The 18,639-nt window shown below is 60.6% G+C and carries 18 protein-coding genes; 2 read left to right on the top strand and 16 right to left on the bottom strand.

The genetic code is table 11. The features are described from left to right. Positions 1-50: 50 nt before the first annotated feature. On the bottom strand, positions 51-2,195 hold the full coding sequence (locus AC1M7R_RS03040; RefSeq protein WP_072393240.1) for a 3-hydroxyacyl-CoA dehydrogenase NAD-binding domain-containing protein: 2,145 nt from the start codon (positions 2,193-2,195) through the stop codon (positions 51-53). A gap of 41 nt (positions 2,196-2,236) precedes the next feature. Then, positions 2,237-3,442 carry an acetyl-CoA C-acetyltransferase gene (locus AC1M7R_RS03045; protein WP_072431826.1) on the bottom strand — a complete coding sequence of 402 codons (1,206 nt, stop codon included), beginning with the start codon at positions 3,440-3,442 and terminating at the stop codon, positions 2,237-2,239. 590 nt (positions 3,443-4,032) lie between these two features. Between AC1M7R_RS03045 and AC1M7R_RS03050 the strand changes: the two genes are divergently transcribed. Then, complete coding sequence (locus AC1M7R_RS03050; protein ID WP_072393246.1) at positions 4,033-4,860, top strand: c-type cytochrome; 828 nt, start codon at positions 4,033-4,035, stop codon at positions 4,858-4,860. Positions 4,861-4,864: 4 nt separating this feature from the next. Here AC1M7R_RS03050 and AC1M7R_RS03055 read toward each other — a convergent pair whose 3' ends face one another. From AC1M7R_RS03055 to AC1M7R_RS03120, 14 genes are all read right to left on the bottom strand, one after another. Next, positions 4,865-5,668: a transglutaminase family protein gene (locus AC1M7R_RS03055; RefSeq protein ID WP_490610232.1), complete on the bottom strand. Its 804-nt coding sequence runs from the start codon at positions 5,666-5,668 to the stop codon at positions 4,865-4,867. After that, positions 5,665-6,615, bottom strand: a complete 951-nt coding sequence (locus AC1M7R_RS03060) for an alpha-E domain-containing protein (protein ID WP_072431824.1) — start codon at positions 6,613-6,615, stop codon at positions 5,665-5,667. The genes AC1M7R_RS03055 and AC1M7R_RS03060 overlap by 4 nt, the downstream gene beginning before the upstream one ends. Positions 6,616-6,642: 27 nt before the next feature. Then, positions 6,643-8,052 carry a circularly permuted type 2 ATP-grasp protein gene (locus AC1M7R_RS03065; RefSeq protein WP_072431823.1) on the bottom strand — a complete coding sequence of 470 codons (1,410 nt, stop codon included), beginning with the start codon at positions 8,050-8,052 and terminating at the stop codon, positions 6,643-6,645. Positions 8,053-8,246: 194 nt separating this feature from the next. Next, the gene (locus tag AC1M7R_RS03070) at positions 8,247-8,588 is read right to left on the bottom strand and encodes a ribonuclease E inhibitor RraB (protein WP_072393259.1); all 342 of its coding nucleotides are present in this window, start codon (positions 8,586-8,588) and stop codon (positions 8,247-8,249) included. A 202-nt stretch (positions 8,589-8,790) separates the two neighbouring features. Then, positions 8,791-9,027, bottom strand: a complete 237-nt coding sequence (locus AC1M7R_RS03075) for a hypothetical protein (protein WP_072393262.1) — start codon at positions 9,025-9,027, stop codon at positions 8,791-8,793. 147 nt (positions 9,028-9,174) lie between these two features. Then, the gene (locus AC1M7R_RS03080; RefSeq protein WP_072393265.1) at positions 9,175-9,786 is read right to left on the bottom strand and encodes an START domain-containing protein; all 612 of its coding nucleotides are present in this window, start codon (positions 9,784-9,786) and stop codon (positions 9,175-9,177) included. A 78-nt stretch (positions 9,787-9,864) separates the two neighbouring features. Then, a complete protein-coding gene (locus AC1M7R_RS03085; protein ID WP_072393268.1) occupies positions 9,865-10,119 on the bottom strand; it encodes a YkgJ family cysteine cluster protein in 255 nt (84 codons plus the stop codon). A 146-nt stretch (positions 10,120-10,265) separates the two neighbouring features. After that, positions 10,266-10,739: a translation initiation factor 2 gene (locus AC1M7R_RS03090; protein WP_072393271.1), complete on the bottom strand. Its 474-nt coding sequence runs from the start codon at positions 10,737-10,739 to the stop codon at positions 10,266-10,268. Between the two features lie 98 nt (positions 10,740-10,837). Then, positions 10,838-12,280: an aminotransferase-like domain-containing protein gene (locus tag AC1M7R_RS03095; protein WP_072393273.1), complete on the bottom strand. Its 1,443-nt coding sequence runs from the start codon at positions 12,278-12,280 to the stop codon at positions 10,838-10,840. A 197-nt stretch (positions 12,281-12,477) separates the two neighbouring features. After that, on the bottom strand, positions 12,478-13,287 hold the full coding sequence (locus AC1M7R_RS03100) for an OmpA family protein (RefSeq protein ID WP_072459188.1): 810 nt from the start codon (positions 13,285-13,287) through the stop codon (positions 12,478-12,480). Continuing rightward, positions 13,284-13,643 (bottom strand): DUF4398 domain-containing protein, encoded by a 360-nt coding sequence (locus tag AC1M7R_RS03105; protein WP_072393279.1) that lies wholly within the window; start codon positions 13,641-13,643, stop codon positions 13,284-13,286. The genes AC1M7R_RS03100 and AC1M7R_RS03105 overlap by 4 nt, the downstream gene beginning before the upstream one ends. Before the next feature lie 9 nt (positions 13,644-13,652). Further along, complete coding sequence (locus tag AC1M7R_RS03110) at positions 13,653-14,477, bottom strand: substrate-binding periplasmic protein (protein WP_072393283.1); 825 nt, start codon at positions 14,475-14,477, stop codon at positions 13,653-13,655. An 86-nt stretch (positions 14,478-14,563) separates the two neighbouring features. Then, complete coding sequence (locus tag AC1M7R_RS03115) at positions 14,564-15,493, bottom strand: electron transfer flavoprotein subunit alpha/FixB family protein (RefSeq protein ID WP_072393286.1); 930 nt, start codon at positions 15,491-15,493, stop codon at positions 14,564-14,566. A gap of 2 nt (positions 15,494-15,495) precedes the next feature. Then, a complete protein-coding gene (locus tag AC1M7R_RS03120; protein ID WP_039760104.1) occupies positions 15,496-16,245 on the bottom strand; it encodes an electron transfer flavoprotein subunit beta/FixA family protein in 750 nt (249 codons plus the stop codon). 546 nt (positions 16,246-16,791) lie between these two features. On the opposite strand from AC1M7R_RS03120, the gene AC1M7R_RS03125 reads away from it, so the two are divergent. After that, on the top strand, positions 16,792-18,456 hold the full coding sequence (locus AC1M7R_RS03125) for an electron transfer flavoprotein-ubiquinone oxidoreductase (RefSeq protein ID WP_490610233.1): 1,665 nt from the start codon (positions 16,792-16,794) through the stop codon (positions 18,454-18,456). Positions 18,457-18,639: the final 183 nt, after the last annotated feature.

Here is an 18,639-nt window from a genome sequence, read left to right on the forward strand (position 1 = left end):
CCCAAGAGCCTGCCTCGAAACACTGTTCCAAGGCAAGCCCTTCCTCGTCGTCAGAACAGCTCCTGCTTCGCGGCCTTCTCCAGCAACAGGGCCGGCGGAGCGAAACGCTCGCCATATTGCTCGGACAGATACTGGGCGCGAGCAATGAAATCCTTCAGGCCGTACTGGTTGATGAACTGCAACGCGCCGCCGGTCCATGGCGCGAAGCCGATGCCAAAAATCGAGCCGACGTTGGCATCGGCCGTCGAAGTGAGCACGCCCTCTTCCACACAACGCACCGTCTCCAGGGCCTGGATGAACAGCAAGCGGTCACGGATATCCTGCGCTGAAATCCGCCTGCCCGCCTCCTCGAAATGCATCTTGAGTCCCGGCCACAAGTGCTTCGGCCCGCTGGCCGGGTATTCGTAGAAACCCGCTCCAGCGGCCTTGCCTGGGCGCTTGCATTCATTGAGCAGCCAATCGATTACCGCGAACGCGGGATGCTCGATGGGGGCTTTCCCTTCCGCCTCCAGATCCTGAAGGGTCTGGGCGTGAATATGACTCATCAGGCTGAGGGAAACTTCATCAGAAACCGCCAAGGGGCCGACCGGCATGCCGGCCTTGCGTGCTTCGGTCTCGATCGTGGGCGCACTCACGCCCTCGCCGAGCATGGCGATGCCTTCCTGGGCGAAGGTACCGAAGACCCGTGATGTGAAGAAGCCGCGACTGTCGTTGACCACAATCGGCGTCTTGTGGATCTGCAGGACGAAATCGAAACTGCGCGCCAGGGTTTCATCACTGGTACCGGCGCCCTTGATGATTTCCACCAGGGGCATTTTTTCCACCGGGCTGAAAAAGTGCAGGCCGATGAACTTCGTCGGGTCCGGTACCGCCGTCGCCAGGCCGGTGATAGGCAATGTCGAAGTGTTGGAGGCAATCACGGCGTCGTGCCCTGCCAGAGCCTGGGCGGCGGCCGAGACCCTGGCCTTCAGGGCGCGATCTTCGAACACCGCTTCAATGATCAGGTCGCAGCCGGCGAGGTCGGCATCGCGGTCAGTGGCATGAATCCGCGCCAGCGTGGCTTCGTGTTGTTGCGCGCTGATCTGCCCGCGGTCGACCTTGCTGTCGAGCAAAGCCGCCAGACGAGCCTTGCCCTTCTCTGCCGCGGCCAGGTCGATGTCCTTGAGGACCACCTCGATGTTGGCCTGGGCGCAGACACCGGCAATACCGGCGCCCATCATACCGGCTCCCAGCACGCCGACTTTTTTTGTCGAGAACGGCGCAAAAGCCTGCGGACGGGAGCGTCCGGCCTTGATCTCGTTGAGCTGGAACCAGAAGGTACCGATCAGGTTCTTTGCCACCTGGCCGGTGGTCAGTTCGGTGAAATAGCGGGTTTCGATCAAGTGCGCAGCGTCGAAGCTCACCTGTGCGCCCTCCACCGCTGCACAAAGGATTTTCTCCGGCGCCGGCAGGCAACCCTGGGTCTTGTTGCGCAGGATCGAAGGCGCAATCGCCAGCATCTGCGCCATGCCCGGGTCGGATGGCGTGCCCCCCGGAATCCGATACCCCTTCAAATCCCAGGGCTGGAGCACATTCGGATTGGCGAGTATCCAGGCGCGAGCCTTGGCCAGCAACTCGTCACGGTCGCCTGCCAGCTCATCGATCAACCCAACCTGCAAGGCTTGCCGAGCGGTGACCCTCTTACCCTCCAACAGATACGGTAAGGCTTTCTCCAAGCCAAGCAGACGCACCATCCGCACCACCCCGCCACCGCCCGGCAGCAGGCCGAGGGTGACCTCCGGCAGACCGATCTGCACGGATGGATCGTCCAGCGCCACACGGTGATGACAGGCCAGGCAGAGCTCCCAGCCACCGCCCAGGGCCGCGCCGTTGATAGCGGCCACCACCGGCCTGCCCAACGTTTCCAGGGCGCGCAGTTGCGCCTTGAGAGCCAGGATCATGTCGTAGAACGCCTTGGCCTGGTCCTTGCCGACCTTGACCAGTTCGTTGAGATCGCCGCCAGCGAAGAAGGTTTTCTTGGCGGACGTGATGACCACCCCGGCTATGCGGTCCTTTTCAGCATTCAGTCGGGCGATGCAGGCGGCCATGGCCTCGCGGTACACCGCATTCATGGTATTGGCACTCTGGCCCGGCATATCCAGGGTCAGGACGACAATCCGGTCGGGGCCTGCTTCGTAACGTATGGCATCGGTCATCGACAGCGTTCCTTAAAAAATACGGTTCCTTGAAGACGGGCTCAGAGACGCTCGATCACCGTGGCGATGCCCATGCCACCACCGACGCACAGGGTCGCCAGGCCATAACGCAGGCGACGCGCCTCCAGTTCGTCGAGCAAGGTGCCGAGGATCGCGCACCCCGTCGCCCCCAAGGGATGGCCCAGGGCAATGGAACCGCCGTTGACGTTGACCTTCGTCGGATCGATGGCCATGTCCTTGATGAATTTGAGCACCACCGAGGCAAACGCTTCGTTGACCTCGAAAAGGTCGATGTCCTGCACCCGCAAGCCGGCCTTGGCCAAGGCCTTGCGGGTAGCCGGCGCGGGTCCGGTGAGCATGATGGTCGGGTCGGTGCTGGTGATGGCCGTGGCGACGATCCGTGCACGGGGTTGCAAGCCCAGGGCCCGTCCCTTGGCTTCGGAGCCGACCAGCATCAGCGCCGCGCCATCGACGATCCCGGAGCTGTTGCCCGGCGTATGCACATGATCGATCCGCTCGACATGGCTGTAGACCCTGAGTGCGGTGGCATCAAATCCCATCTGGCCCATGGCCTCGAAACTCGGCTTGAGCTTGCCAAGACCCTCAAGGGTCGAGTCGGCGCGAATGAATTCATCCTGATCCAGCAGCGCCAGGCCGTTCTGGTCCCGCACCGTCACCAGGGATCGATCGAACGAACCGTCCGCCCTGGCTCGCGCAGCCTTGTGCTGGGAATGCAGTGCATAGCGGTCGACATCCTCCCGGCTGAAACCTTCCAGGGTGGCAATCAGGTCGGCGCCGATGCCCTGGGGTATGAAATGCCCCGACAGGTTGGACTGCGGATCCAGCGCCCAGGCCCCGCCGTCGCTGCCCATGGGCACCCGGGACATGGATTCGACGCCACCGGCCACCACCAGGTCTTCGAACCCGGAGCGCACTTTCATCGCCGCCAGGTTCACCGCTTCCAGGCCCGAGGCACAGAACCGGTTGAGCTGCATGCCCGCGACACTGATATCCCAGCCTGCCACCACGGCGGCGGTCTTGGCGATGTCGGCGCCCTGGTCGCCCACCGGTGTCACACACCCGAGCACGATGTCATCCACCTGGCCGGTATCCAGGTCCATGCGCTGCTGCAGGGCATTGAGCAGCCCACTCACCAAACTCACTGGCTTGACGCTGTACAAGGCACCGTCAGCCTTGCCCTTGCCACGGGGCGTGCGCAACGCGTCGAAAATCAAAGCCTCGGTCATGACACCCTCGAACCGCAGTTGTATGCAAGGCCTCCAACCATAAGCCCAGCGGCAGGGGATTCAATGACCACAGCGCTCAACAGCGTTGACGACCACGGTCAGACGAACGGTAGCGTGCTATCGGGTTAACCGTTTCAGGAGAGCGAACTGTCTAGCAAAAGGTCCTTCAGGTAGATGGCAATAGGCCTCATAGCGTTTTGATAACCACTGGTTAAAAACTGATACTAATTGGATCTAAGCCAAGCCGGCTGCGGCCCCTAATGTAATCCTTGTACAAGAGAGTCGTCGGGTTTTGCCGAGGCGCTTGTCAGACAGGAAGTGCAACGCCAGCCGTCATGGAGTTATGCAGGCTGGCTCAGGAAATAACAAAAAAGGCGGGTCAGCCATGTTCAAACATACGAAAGTTCGTCAAGCCGGACTCATTCTCTTCGCCACGACGCTGCTGTTGATTCTGCCGAATATCCCCAAGATGATCGGCTGAATCCGTACGCGGGCAGTTGCCTCGATACTGTGTTTCTCGCTAAAAAAAGCGACAGGCTCGTTGTTCGGGCCGCAGTGGCTGTGCCAACCTTTGCGGCACCCCACTCGACATGGAAGGCGATCCATTGAAGGCTCTCATCATGCTCGGGGCGTTGCTGCTCGGCACGCCCCTGTACGCCGCCCAGCTGACGCTGGAACTGGGCGCGAATACACGCACCTGGCAAACAGAAGAACTGCTCAAGCATCCGCAAGCCCGGACCGTACAAATCGCCGAGGACGTCTCCTACAAGAAACCGATGACCTACCGCGCCGTGCCGCTGACGGAGTTGTTGACCGGCATCCAGCCGGACGATCATCTGCAAGCCGTGGCACTGGATGGCTTCGCCGCCGAATTGCCCGCTGCGCCCTTGTTGAACAAGAGCGGCGCACGCGCCTGGCTGGCGATAGAGGATCCGGCCGCGCCATGGCCTCCACTGGGTGAAGGCAAGCACAGCGCCGGGCCTTTCTACCTGGTCTGGACCGATCCGCAGGCGGGCCATATCAGCCCCGAGCAATGGCCCTACGCGGTGGCGAGCATCAAGCGCCTGCCAGCGGTAGCCGAACGCTTCCCTGCCCTGCTGCCGGCGCCTACCCTGGCCAAGGACGATCCGGTCAACAAAGGCTTCGAGCTGTTCCAGAAAAACTGCCTGGCGTGTCACCGCCTCAATGGCGCGGGCGACGCACAGTTCGGTCCGGACCTGAATATTCCCTTCAATCCCACCGAATACTTCTCGGGGGACTTCCTCAAACGCTACATCCGCGACCCCCAGAGCCTGCGCCGCTGGCCCCAAGGGAAGATGCCAGGGTTCTCCGCAGCGGTGTTGCCGGATTCGGAACTGGACCTGTTGGTGGGTTATCTGAAGCACATGGCCGGACGCAAACAGCTGCCGAGTCCATGAGGCATCATTGTTCCTGCCAGGCAACCACCGTAGCCGGCGTCACGACCACCCGGGCCCGCATCTGCTCGCAACCGCCATCGCGACGCATGCCCCGTACCGGGCAGGCGTCGAGGTAATCCAGGCCTACGGCCAGTTTCAAGTGTCGCTCCGGGCGGGCCAGTTGGTGCGTGACATCGAAGCTGTACCAGGCGTCGTCGAGCCAGGCTTCGGCCCAGGCATGACTGGCCAGGTGCTCGCAGCCGTCGCTGTACACATAGCCAGACACATAGCGCGCCGGCACGCCCAGACTGCGGGCGCAGGCCAGGAAGGCGTGGGTATGATCCTGGCACACCCCGCTGCGGCCGGCGAACGCCTGTGCCGCGCGGGTCTCGACCTGGGTCGAGCCCGGGGTATACGCGATGTGCCGGTTCAGCCCGTGCATCAGGTCGATCAGTGCCACGCGGTCACGCCGTTGCCCGCACTGCTCATGGGCGAAGTCACGCAAGGCCTCGTCCGCTTCGGTCAGCCGGGTGAACCGCAGGAACGGTAGCGCCGAGCGTTGCTCATGCTCGGCCTCATGCGAGGGATCGATATCGACCTGGCCGCGTGCACCAATGATGATGGTTTCGTGGGGCTCGTCCAGGGTGAGCACATGGAGAATATTGCCGAACGGATCCAGCTGGGAACGCACCGGTCGAGGCAAGTCGAGCTTCCAGCTCAGCACGTGCTGGCGTTCGCTGTCGTGGGGTGTGAGGCGCAGGTACTGGATGCTGGCGCGAACCTGATGTTCATAGTGGTAGGCCGTTTCGTGGCTGATCGAGAGTCTCATATGACCTCCAGGTAGGAACGGTGGATCGCGTCGCCCAGCTCGCGGACCCTCGGGATGAACTCCGTGAGCCAGGCATGCAGACCTCCATCAAGGATTTCATGGATACCGGTATAGCGCAGGCGTGCATCCATCTGCGCCGCCAGGCGTTGCGCCGGCCGCCCATTGGTCCCTGGCAGGCTGGCCAGGATCTGGTCGATTTCCTCGGTGCAGGCGCGCAGCGAGCGCGGCACATCGGCACGCAACAGCAGCAACTCGGCCACATGGCGGGCTCCGGGGGCATCGCGGTAGATCTCGGTATAGGCTTCGAAGGAAGACAGGGCACGCAACAGCGCGCTCCATTGATAATACGCATGGGCCGTGCCGTCGCTGACGGCGTCAGCCTGGTCGCCGGCCATCTCATAGCGGGCATCGAGCAGACGCAGGGTGTTGTCGGCCCTTTCGATAAACGTTCCCAGGCGGATGAACCTGAACGCATCGTTGCGCATGACGGTGCCATAGGTTGCCCCCCGAAACAGGTGGGACCTCTCCTTGATCCATTCACAGAAACGGCTCAGCCCGTAACGCCCCAGGCCCTGCCCGGCAATATCGCGGATATCCAGCCAGGTGGCATTGATGTTTTCCCACATGTCGGCGGTAATTCGCCCACGCACCGCATGGGCGCTGGCCCGAGCCGCCCCGAGGCAACTGTAGATACTGGCGGGGTTGGCGGCCTCCAGGGCGAAGAAATGCAGCAATCGCTCGGCATGCAGATCGCCGTGTCGCTCCCGGTAGTCATCCAGCGTACCGGTGATCAGCAAGGGCATGGCCAACTCGTGCAGGCCATCGCCATGACCGTCCTGGGGCATCAAGGACAGCGAATAACTGACGTCGAGCATCCGGGCGAGATTTTCCGCCCGCTCCAGGTAACGTGACATCCAGTAAAGGTCCGAGGCGGTTCTACTCAACATGGCAGACTTCCTGGCATCGTAGCTCCCTCATTGCTCGACCACCCAGGTGTCCTTGGTGCCACCACCCTGGGACGAATTGACCACCAGCGATCCTTCGCGAAGCGCTACGCGGGTCAGGCCACCGGGCACTACCCGGGTTTCGTGGCCGGACAACACGAACGGTCGCAAATCGATGTGTCGCGGTGCGATACCGTTCTCGACGAAAGTCGGGCAGGTGGAAAGCGATAGCGTCGGCTGGGCGATATACGCATGCGGCCTGGCCTTGATCCGCTCCCGGAATGCGTCGATCTGGGCCTTCGTCGAAGTAGGCCCCACCAGCATTCCATACCCACCGGAACCTTGGGTTTCCTTGACCACCAGGTCTGGAAGGTGCGCCAGTACATGGGACAGATGGACAGGATCACGACACTGCCAGGTGGGAACGTTCTTCAGGACCGGTTCTTCATCCAGGTAGAAACGGATCATATCGGTGACGAACGGGTACACCGACTTGTCGTCCGCCACGCCGGTACCGATGGCATTGGCCAGCACCACGTTGCCGGAGCGGTAGGAGGACAGGATCCCCGGCACGCCGAGCATCGATTCCGGATTGAAGGCCAGCGGATCGAGGTACGCATCGTCAAGGCGCCGGTAGATCACATCCACCGCTTTCGGCCCGTCGGTGGTACGCATGAACACCTTGTCATCGCGTACGAACAGGTCCGCGCCTTCCACCAGCTCCACGCCCATTTCCCGGGCCAGGAATGCATGTTCGAAGAATGCACTGTTGAAACGCCCCGGCGTGAGCACCACGACGCTGGGATCTTCCAGCGCGCTGGCGCTTCTCAGGGTATCGAGCAGCAGGTTGGGATAATGGTCGATGGGGGCGATGCGCTGGGCCGCGAACAGTTCGGGGAACAGCCGCATCATCATCTTGCGGTCTTCCAGCATATAGCTCACGCCACTGGGCGTACGAAGATTGTCCTCGAGTACGTAGTACGTGCCATCCCCATCGCGTACGAGATCGATACCGCAGATGTGGGCATAGACGTCACGATGCAGATCCAGGCCTTGCATCGCCAGCTGATATTGTTCGTTGGCCAACACCTGTTCGGCCGGGATGATGCCGGCACGGATGATCCGTTGCTCATGGTAGAGGTCGGCCAGGAACATGTTCAGCGCCCGGACCCGTTGGACGCAGCCACGCTCGACGACTCGCCATTCGCTGGCGGGAATGCTGCGCGGGATCGTGTCGAAGGGAATCAGGCGCTCCGTTCCCTGCTCATCGCCGTAGAGCGTGAAGGTAATTCCCGCACGATGAAACAACAGATCGGCTTCGCGCCGCCGCTGGGCCAGGAGCTCCTCCGGCGCTGACGCCAGCCAATGGGCAAACGCCCGGTAATGCGGGCGAACCTGACCCTCGGCATCGTACATTTCATCAAAACCGGCGCGGCTCATGCCGTTCTCCCTGTCATCCGACATCAAGGCATCGCGGCCCTCTCCTGCGCCGCTGGTTCGTTGCGGCGCAGGAGCTTCGCTCCCCTGAGCATAGACATGGAAAAAGAACCCGGCCCGTCCCGGATACAGTTGGGTACAAAACGAAAAACGGCCGGCCCAAAGGCCAGCCGTTGTCAGTTGTCGCGGATGAATCCTCAGGCCTGGAAGCGCCGGATTTCCTGCTTGACGCCCCAACCCTCGATGACACCGCCCAAGGGCTCCACAACCGCTTCGAAGTCTTGCTCGAAGTCCCCGATGTCATCGTAGGTGGCGTACATCACCCGACTCAGTTCCAGTGACCAGCCACCGTCATCCCGTGGACTGATCTGTGCATTCAGGGACTCACCCCGAAATTGACCCGCCGCCCTGCGCGCCCGCTCCTCATCCGGGAAGATGGCGTAGAACTCGATGGGATGGAATTGTGAAAAATCGAACCCGCCTTCTTTCATGCGGCGCAACACACGGGTGCTGATGTCTTCTTGATAGGCTGTGCTCATGAAACGTCCTCCTCAAATCGATGGATAGACTTTCCGTCTTCCCGCGCAGGCAATCCGGGGATTGCGTGCAACACGGCATCAACTGACCGTCGGGACACAAGCATGTAGCTGACAAGACCAGACCTTAGCGATCTCTTCGCTGATCTCGTTTGCAGAGTAGTCGCAAGTCATGGCCACTGCCAAGCGGGGCCAGGCCACGATTTCATGAAATCGGTTTAATACTGATGATTTCGATGCTGTGCTGGGACTTGAGATTCTTCACAGTGGGATCTTCTGTCCTTCCTTCCAGGTCATTGAGATCCAGCTTGGCGGACACCGGGAGCAATCTTTCACGAATCAGCTGAGCTGCCTGCTCCATAGTGGGTTCCTGGTCATGGTCGAACTGCTCGGCGATGGCTTCGCCGTGATCATCAACGAAAGTGATCTCCCACTTGCGCATTGGTGTCTCCTCGATCAATTCATCGTCGGGCTTACCTCTATCTCGACCTTGAAGGCTGAACGATCGTTCCGCCGGGTAGTGGGCGGTACAGATGAAAAGACCGCCTCGCGGCGGTCTGTCGATGCTGTTTGCAGACAATCTCGCCGATTACTTCTCTTCGGCAAGCTTTTTCAGGGCTTTCAACGTATTGAATGGCGCATCCACCACGAACTTGTTGGCCAGCCAGGACGGTACATCCCCACCTGGCTCGGTATGGACCTGATAGACCACTTCGACCTGGCCCGGGCCCTTGGGCGTCAACTTCCAGAACCCGTCGACCTGGGTCACCCGCACGAACCCCTTTTCTTCTGGCCGATAGGTTGGCACACCCTTGAGGTTACGGGTCAGGCTTCCATCGGCACCGTTTACAGTGGTGACTTCCAGCACCGAGTCCCGTGACGTGACAGGCCACGGCGTGTTGAACTGGGTGTAGGTCCAGCTCTTGTCGCCTTCGTGCTTGATCAGTTCCTGCTTCTTGCACTCGTGGATCCAGGCACAGGCCCCGGGAACGTCTTCCTGCAGGGCCCGTAGTTTGTCCACCGTGGTGTTCATGACGGTGACGCCACGGTAGGCCTTGTATTTGGAGCCGGCCACTTCACTGAGGGAAACCTTGATGCCGTCCTGCTCCTTGGCGACTTTCCAGTCTTCGGCCTGGGCGCTTGCCGTCGCCAACAGAACGACCAGACCACACGACACAGCCATACGATGCAGCGAACCCATAGTGTTTTCCTTATTGTCGAAGTCCGTTCATTGAGTTTTGTCATCGGAACGAATCGCCAGGACCCGTCCGTCGACCCGTTACGCTGCGGTGACTTGTTCCCACCATCCGAGCAATCGAATGGCTTCTTCACGACTGCTGCCGCAAACCTCGATGTCGGCCGCGAATCCCGAGCAGACCGCCGGACGTTCCGGCTGCCCGAAGATCTGGCACAGGTTATCGACTGACAGCTGCACGCAACGTTCGCCGGCAGGCTTGCCATGGGGCATGCCAGGGATCGACGAACTGATGGAAGGGGCAATGCAACAGGCGCCACAGCCTTCACGGCATTTCATGACGTCGACATCCTCACGACAGGTAACGGATTCATAACGCAACACAGAGTAACGGCTAAAACGCTCGTTTTAAATTGCCGTGAACGCGTTTTTTCGCTCAATGCAGACGACCGGACAGTCAGCGACGGCTCGATGGCCATCAGGTTTCACTGTTTGAATTCGAAGTCCAACGCGGCCCCTTCAACCTCGTTGCGTTCCTGATTACGCAGCGGAAGCTGCATTTCGTTGCTCAGCAGACGACCGTTGAGCTGGAACGGACCAGGCTTCTCTCCAAACATCGACGGCAGCAGCGGCTCACGTTTGGGCAAAGGGGCTTTTCCCGGCGGCTCCAGCTCCTCGACCATTTCATGAGGCAGGCTCAGGTCCAGTCTGGCCGCAGGCAGGGGAGTCTTGGCGATTTCCCGGGCCGACTTGGTCTTGGAGGCAATGGGCGGTCGTTTCTTCTTCGGGGAGACCGCTTTTTTGGCAGGAGCCTTTTTCGCCGCCACTGTTTTTTTGGACACGTTGTTCGTGGCGCTGGCGGCCGGTTTCTCCTGCGCTGGCGCAGCCAGAACGCCTTCGGCATGGAAGGCGGTCAGCAGGCCGATCAGAACCCAGGCGGCAGGAGCAATGACTTTCATAAATACAATGGCAGCTACGACAGAGGTACCCATGCTCGCCCGATAATGGGGCGCTGACAAGCACATCAATCCAAGGTACTGATCTTCAAGCGGATTTTCTAAAAGAACCCGCCGGCCGTCTCCTGGCACAACTGAGTGGCCAGCAGCCCCAGCGTCATCAAGGCCCGTTCCGCCTCGCGATTCCAGGGGATGCCACAGTTCAGGCGGATGCAGTGGTTGAACTGCTCGGTATTACTGAAGATCAACCCCGGTGCGATGCTGATGCCCTGTTGCAGCGCACGGACATGCAGTTCCTGGGTATTGACCCGCCCCGGAAGGCTGACCCACAGGATGAAGCCCCCGGTGGGGCGGCTCATCTGCGTACCCTCGGGGAAATGCTGCTGCACCGCCAATTGGAAGGCGCTGAGATTCTTGCGGTATTCCTGGCGGATATAGCGCAGGTGCCGGTCATAGCCGCCATTTTCCAGATAGGCCGCAATGCCCATCTGGGTGACGCTGCAGGCCGAGTGGGTACTGAAGGTCTGGAGCCGCTGGATTTCCTGCTGGAATTTACCGGCGATCATCCAGCCAATGCGCACGCCCGGTGACAATGTCTTGGAGAAGCTCGAACAGTAGATGACTCGGTCCAGCCGATCATAGGCCTTGAGCGCCTTGGTACGGCCCTGCTCGAACATCAACTCGCCATAGATATCGTCCTCGACGATCTGGATGTCGAAGTCCGATGCCAGGCGCAACAGCTGTTTCTGCCGCTCTTCCGGCATGGTCCCGCCAAGAGGGTTGCTCAAGCGCGTGGTCAGTACCAATGCCTTGATCGACCATTGGTTGGCCGCCAGTTGAAGGGCTTCCAGGCTCATGCCGGTCACCGGATCGCTGGGAATCTCGATGACCTTGAGCCCCAACAGATCCGCCAGTTGCAACAAGCCATAGTAGGTGGGTGACTCGGCGGCAATCAGGTCTCCCGGGCGGGTCAGTACTCGCAAGGACATCTGCAGCGCATCGACACAGCCGTGGGTGATCACGACTTCGGAGGGATCCACCACCACGCCGGCATCGCGCATGCGGATCGCCACCTGACGCCGCAACGGCTCGAAACCCGGGCTGAACATGTAGCTGAACGCCCGCGGACTGTGGAAGCGCGTGACCTTGGCCAACTGCTGATGCAGCGCTCGGACTGGCAGGTAATCGACGCTCGGCACCGCCGCCCCCAGGGGAAACACTCCTTCGCGTCGCGACTCCACCAGCACCTGCTGGATGATGCTGCTGCGGGTCACCAGGCCCGGGCGCTCCACCCGGGCGATATCCGGGGTCGACGCCGTGAGCGCAGGGGTCTGGTGCACGTAATAGCCCGATTGCGGCCGCGCCCGAATCAGCCCCTGGTCCTCGAGGTTCGCGTAGGCCTGCAACACCGTCGCGTGGCTGACGTTGAGCTGTGAGCTCATCTTGCGCACCGAAGGCACGCGTTCACCGGGCTGATACACACCACGCCGGATGTCTTCAGCCAGTTGCTGTGCAATACGTTGATAGAGCAAGAGATTGGTCATGGCGCAGCACTCGATTTCACGGGCATTTTATTCTTGTCGGAAACGATACCGGAACAGTTTAGAAGTGTACTGGGACAGTTGCCAGATTACTCGACAGTACAGTGGGTTGATAGCCCCAACTGTACTCATGATGGCAGGTTCAGAAAGCAAAAACCCGGCGCCTTTGCAGGGGGCCGGGTTTTTGGATCAGGCAAGTTTCAGCGGGCGGCGCCGAGCTGGCCCTTTTCGTCGGAAAAGACGATTTCAACACGACGGTTCTGCGCCCGCCCTCGTTCGGTAGCATTCACATCCACCGGAAACTGATCGCCGTAGCCCTCGACCTGGATGCGTTTTTCATCGATACCCAGATCCACCAGCACGTCCGCCACCGACTGCGCGCGGTCGCGGGAGAGCTTGAGGTTCTCCTGCTTGCCTCCGGTGCTGTCGGTATACCCTTCGATGCGCACCACGCGCTTGGGATTGAGCTGCAGGAACTGCACGATCTTGAGCACTACCCGGTTGGCCGAGCTCTTGAGTTCAGCTTCGCCGGTGTCGAACAAGACATCACCGAGGGTCATCACCAGGCCGCGATCGGTCTGGGTGGTCGCCATTTCCTTGATCTGCTCTTCGAGCCATTTGCCTTGCTGCTGGACGCTGAGCAACTTGGACTCTCGCAAGGCCAACTGCAGGCGCTGGCGCTCCAGTTCGAGTTTCGCCGCGCGCTCTTCGTTGAGCACCTGGTTGGTGTGTTCCCGGGCAATTTCGCTGTAGCGCTGGCTGAGGTAGGCGTAATGCAAGACGTCCTCGCCACTGCCCCAGTATGTGGACAGCCGATCGGCACGGGCTAGTGATTCACCGGCGCGTATCACGTCCTTGGGCGCGGCACGCAGCACGTTGGAGTCTTCCTTGACCTTCTGAAAGTCGTCACTGGCTTTTTCCAGTGCTGCCTCGCTGCGCTGCCCCGCGCAGCCATACAGACTGGCCAGCCCCAGCAGGACCAGGCTGCCCATCACATGGGAGAGCTTCATTGGGCATCCTCCCTCAATTGCTTGCGCAGGCGTGCAATGCGGGTGTTGAGCACGTTCAATTGCTCCTGGCTCTTGAGCGTCAGCACCTTCGCTTCCGCCAGGCGCGCATCCAGCTCGGCCTGCTCGGCGCGCATGCGCGCCTTCTTGTACGATTCGTCAGCCATGTTGCTCTTGGCCCGGGCGAACTTTTCTTCGGCAAGTTTCAGCTCTGGCACTTCGTCGGCGGTGGCACCCACTGCCCGGGCTTGCTCCAGCGCCTGTTCGGTCAGGCGGATCTGTTCATTCGGCGCCGGATCGGCTGCGCAGCCCGCCAGAGCCAGAACGGCCAGGGCAGCGAAAAGAGGTCGAATAGTCACTAATGTTCCCTACTGTTTTGAGGCGCTGGCAGATGACTGCAACTGTGTGTTCCAGCGCTCGAGATTGCGTTGCAATACAGACTCCGCCAGGCCGGACGCGGCCAATTCTGTCATCTTTTGCGCCAGCTGTCCGCGTAGCCATGGGTCATTGCAGGCCGAGTCATGGGAAACCGCCAGGAACAGCCCCGGTTTATCCACCGGTTGCGGCATGGCCTGGAGGTCTTGAGCCATGCCCAACGTCTGCGCCATCGCCAGGCCCGAATAGCGCCCCGCCAGGACATACTCGACCTCTCCAAGCAGCAATTTCTGAAAGGCCTGGGTCAAGTTGGAGGTGCGTACCAGGGACAATTGCTGCTCGGCGAACATACCGAATGCCTGGGTCATGCGCGCCTTTTCCGACAACGCCCCGGTGTGGCCGTGGAGGTCTTCGGGGCGCTCGGCGATAAGGGGCGAATCCTTGCGGGTCCAGACCAGGTAATCGTTCTCCAGCAACGGCGGGTGGATGTAATCGAGCGAATCGAGCCCGGCGGTGGTCAGCGGGGCATCGGTGAGCAGGTCCATGCGGCCGCTGCGCACTTCCTCCAGCGCCTGGGCCCGCTTGCCGGCGTAGAGCAGTTCGACCTTGATACCCAACTCACCCGCCACTTTCGTCAGCAGGTCGGCGCCGGCACCGATGAGGTGCTTGGGGTCCTGAGGGTCCTGCCAGAGGTAGGGTGGCGCATCCGGGCTGCCGGTGGCGATCAGTCGCTCACACTTGCCGGCCGCAACGGACAGGGCCGGCGCACCTGCCAGCAACCATGCCAGCGACCAGCCAGCCAGACGATGAAGCTCCATGACGATACGCTCCCCTTGCAAACACACGATGCAGAAATAAAAAACCCGGCCAACCGGCCGGGTTCTTTATAAGTGAAGATGCCGGATCAGACCAGCTTCTCCAACTCTGGAACGGCCTCGAACAGGTCCGCCACCAGGCCATAATCGGCCACCTGGAAGATCGGCGCCTCTTCGTCCTTGTTGATCGCAACGATCACCTTGGAGTCCTTCATGCCGGCCAGGTGCTGGATCGCGCCGGAAATACCGACGGCGATGTACAGCTGTGGCGCAACGATCTTGCCGGTCTGGCCGACCTGCATGTCGTTGGGTACGAAACCTGCGTCGACCGCCGCGCGGGAAGCGCCGACGGCAGCGCCCAGCTTGTCGGCCAGGGCGTACAGGTGCTTGAAGTTGTCGCCGTTCTGCATGCCACGGCCGCCGGAAACGACGATCTTGGCAGCGGTCAGTTCCGGACGATCGGACTTGGCCAGCTCTTCGTTGACGAAGCTGGAGATACCGGCGTCATGGGCGGCGCCCACGGCTTCGATGGCAGCCGAGCCACCTTCGGCGGCAACCGGGTCGAAACCGGTGGCGCGAACGGTAATGACCTTGACCGAGGCGTTCGATTGCACGGTGGCAATGGCGTTACCGGCGTAGATCGGACGCTTGAAGGTATCGGCGCTTTCTACCGAGATGATCTCGGAGATCTGGTCGACATCCAGGGCAGCGGCGACGCGCGGCAAGATGTTTTTACCGTTGGAGGTCGCGGCTGCCAGGATGTGGCTGTAGCCCTTGCCCAACTCGGTCACCAGCGGAGCGACGTTTTCCGGCAGCTGGTGCGCGTAAGCGGCATTGTCAGCGTTCAGGACCTTGCTTACGCCAGCGATTTTCGCAGCGGCTTCGGCAACGGCGCCTGCGCCCTGACCGGCCACCAGGACGTGCACATCGCCACCGATTTTGGCAGCGGCAGCAACGGTGTTCAGCGTGGCAGGAGCCAGCGCTTTGTTGTCGTGTTCGGCGATTACCAAGATAGTCATCGTTAGATTACCTTCGCTTCGTTTTTCAGTTTCTCGACCAGTTCAGCCACCGACTTGACCTTGATGCCCGCGCTGCGTGCAGCCGGCGCTTCGACTTTCAGGGTCTTGTTGGTGGAGGCGGTGGAAACGCCCAAAGCGTCCGGAGTCAGCGTCTCGAGAGGCTTCTTCTTGGCTTTCATGATGTTTGGCAGGGACGCATAACGCGGCTCGTTCAAACGCAGGTCGGTGGTGACGATGGCCGGCAGCTTCAGGGAAACGGTCTGCGCACCGCCATCGATTTCACGGGTCACGGCAACGCTGTCGCCGGACACTTCGACTTTCGACGCGAAGGTGCCCTGACCGTAGCCGCTCAGTGCAGCAAGCATCTGGCCGGTCTGGTTGTTGTCGCTGTCGATGGCCTGCTTGCCGAGGATCACCAGCTGTGGCTGTTCCTTATCGACGACGGCCTTGAGCAGCTTGGCCACGGCCAGGGAGGTCAGGTCTTCGGCGGATTCGACGAGGATGGCGCGATCGGCACCCAGCGCCAGCGCGGTGCGCAGTTGCTCCTGGGCAGTGGTCGGACCGATGGAGACAACGACGATCTCAGTCGCCACGCCTTTTTCTTTCAGGCGCACGGCTTCTTCTACGGCGATTTCGCAGAAAGGGTTCATCGACATCTTGACGTTGGCGAGGTCGACGCCGGAGTTGTCCGCCTTGACGCGAACCTTGACGTTATAGTCGACCACTCGTTTGACAGCTACAAGAACCTTCATGGATTCCTCGTTACTCTCCGGTGAAAAGAAAGTCGCCTAGGCGAACCTGGCGGTTGATGCTCATGGGCGCAAGGGCACCTCTAAAAACGCCGGCATGAACCACACATGACCTTGCTCACGGGAGTGATGACCGTTCGTCAGTGGTGACCGATAAGTCATTCATTATCGCGGCGTGTAAACTGCGCATCCGAACACGCAATCCAGTCACTTTGTGCTGCCTTCGCCCTGTCTTTAGAGGTGCTCTTGAAACCAACAGTCAGCCTACGGCGAGCGCAAAACCGACCGTATCTTGACCGGAACGCCTATTCCGGTCAATACGGCAAAATGTCCAGCCATAAGCCGCACGTCAGTGATTTATCTGGCTTCCAGCGATTTCAAACAAACGTTTGTATTGGACGCTGAGAGTGGTGTAGATATAATGCGCCGCTCAAAGAGAGCGCCGCGATTCATCCATTGTCGCTTTCGTCATACCGATGAAGGAAACAATGGATGCAACGCCAACCTCCAATTAGAAAAAACCGCTGAGCCTTGAGTAGGAGATAGCCTGTGGAACGCGAATACATGGAATTCGACGTGGTCATCGTCGGTGCCGGCCCCGCTGGCCTGTCTGCCGCTTGCCGACTGAAACAGAAGGCCACCGAAGCCAGTAAGGAAATCAGCGTCTGCGTGGTGGAAAAAGGCTCTGAAGTTGGCGCGCACATCCTCTCCGGTGCGGTGTTCGAGCCCCGCGCCCTGAACGAGCTGTTCCCGGATTGGAAAGAGCTGGGCGCGCCATTGAACACGCCCGTCAAGCGCGATGACATTTATGTCCTGAGAAACGCCGACACCGCGAGCAAAATCCCTGACTTCTTTGTGCCCAAGACCATGCACAACGAAGGCAACTATATTATTTCCCTGGGCAACCTGTGCCGCTGGCTGGCCCAGCAGGCCGAGAACCTGGGCGTGGAAATCTATCCAGGCTTCGCCGCCCAGGAAGCATTGTTCGACGAGAACGGCGTGGTGCGCGGGATCATCACCGGTGACCTAGGTGTCGACCGCGAAGGCCATCCGAAGGAAGGCCTCTACACGCCCGGCATGGAACTGCGCGGCAAGTACACACTGTTCGCCGAAGGCTGCCGTGGTCATATCGGCAAGCAACTGATCAAGCGCTTCAACCTGGACAGCGACGCCGATGCGCAGCACTACGGCATCGGCTTGAAGGAAATCTGGGAAATCGACCCGGCCAAGCATCAACCCGGCCTGGTGGTACACACCGCCGGCTGGCCGCTGGACATCATGGGTACCGAAAACACCGGTGGTTCGTTCCTTTATCACCTGGAAAACAACCAGGTGGTGGTGGGCCTGATCGTCGACCTGTCCTACAGCAACACGTTCCTGTCGCCGTTCGACGAGTTCCAGCGCCTCAAGCACCATCCCGTGCTCAAGCAATACCTGGAAGGCGGCAAGCGTGTCAGCTACGGTGCCCGTGCCATCTGCAAGGGCGGCCTGAATTCGCTGCCGAAAATGGTCTTCAAGGGCGGCGCTTTGATCGGTTGCGACCTCGGCACCCTGAACTTCGCCAAGATCAAGGGCAGCCATACCGCCATGAAATCCGGCATGCTCGCTGCCGAGGCGGTGGCCGATCGCCTGTTCGCCGAGTCCGAAGGCGGTGATGAACTGACCGCCTACGTCGACAGCTTCAAGAACAGCTGGCTGTACGAAGAACTGTTCGCCAGCCGCAATTTCGGCGCGGCGATCCACAAGTACGGCGCCATCATCGGCGGCGGCTTCAACTGGCTCGACCAGAACATCTTCGGCGGCAAGCTGCCGTTCACCCTGCATGACAACAAGCCCGACTACGCCTGCCTGAAACTGGCGGCAGAGTGCAAGAAGATCGACTATCCGAAACCGGACGGCAAGATCAGCTTCGATAAACTCAGCTCGGTGTTCATCTCCGGTACCAACCATGAGGAAGAACAACCCTGCCACCTCAAGCTGACCGACCCGAGCATCCCGATCAGCAAGAACCTGCCGCTGTACGACGAACCGGCGCAGCGTTACTGCCCGGCTGGTGTGTACGAAGTGGTGACCAAGGAGGACGGCGAGAAGCGCTTCCAGATCAACGCCCAGAACTGCGTGCACTGCAAGACCTGTGACATCAAGGATCCTGCGCAGAACATCACCTGGGTCTCGCCGGAAGGCGCCGGCGGTCCGACTTACCCGAACATGTAAGCTGGCACGCAAGACATCGAGGCTCCCGCAATGGGGGCCTTTTTGTTGCCTGCCATCCAAGGAACACCACAACCCAATGTGGGAGCGGGCTTGCTCGCGATGACGGCAGCCCATTCAACCTTGATGCAAACTGAACCGCCGCTATCGCGAGCAAGCTCGCTCCCACAGGGGAACATCACTGGC

Source organism: Pseudomonas sp. MS01C9, assembly GCF_058202755.1.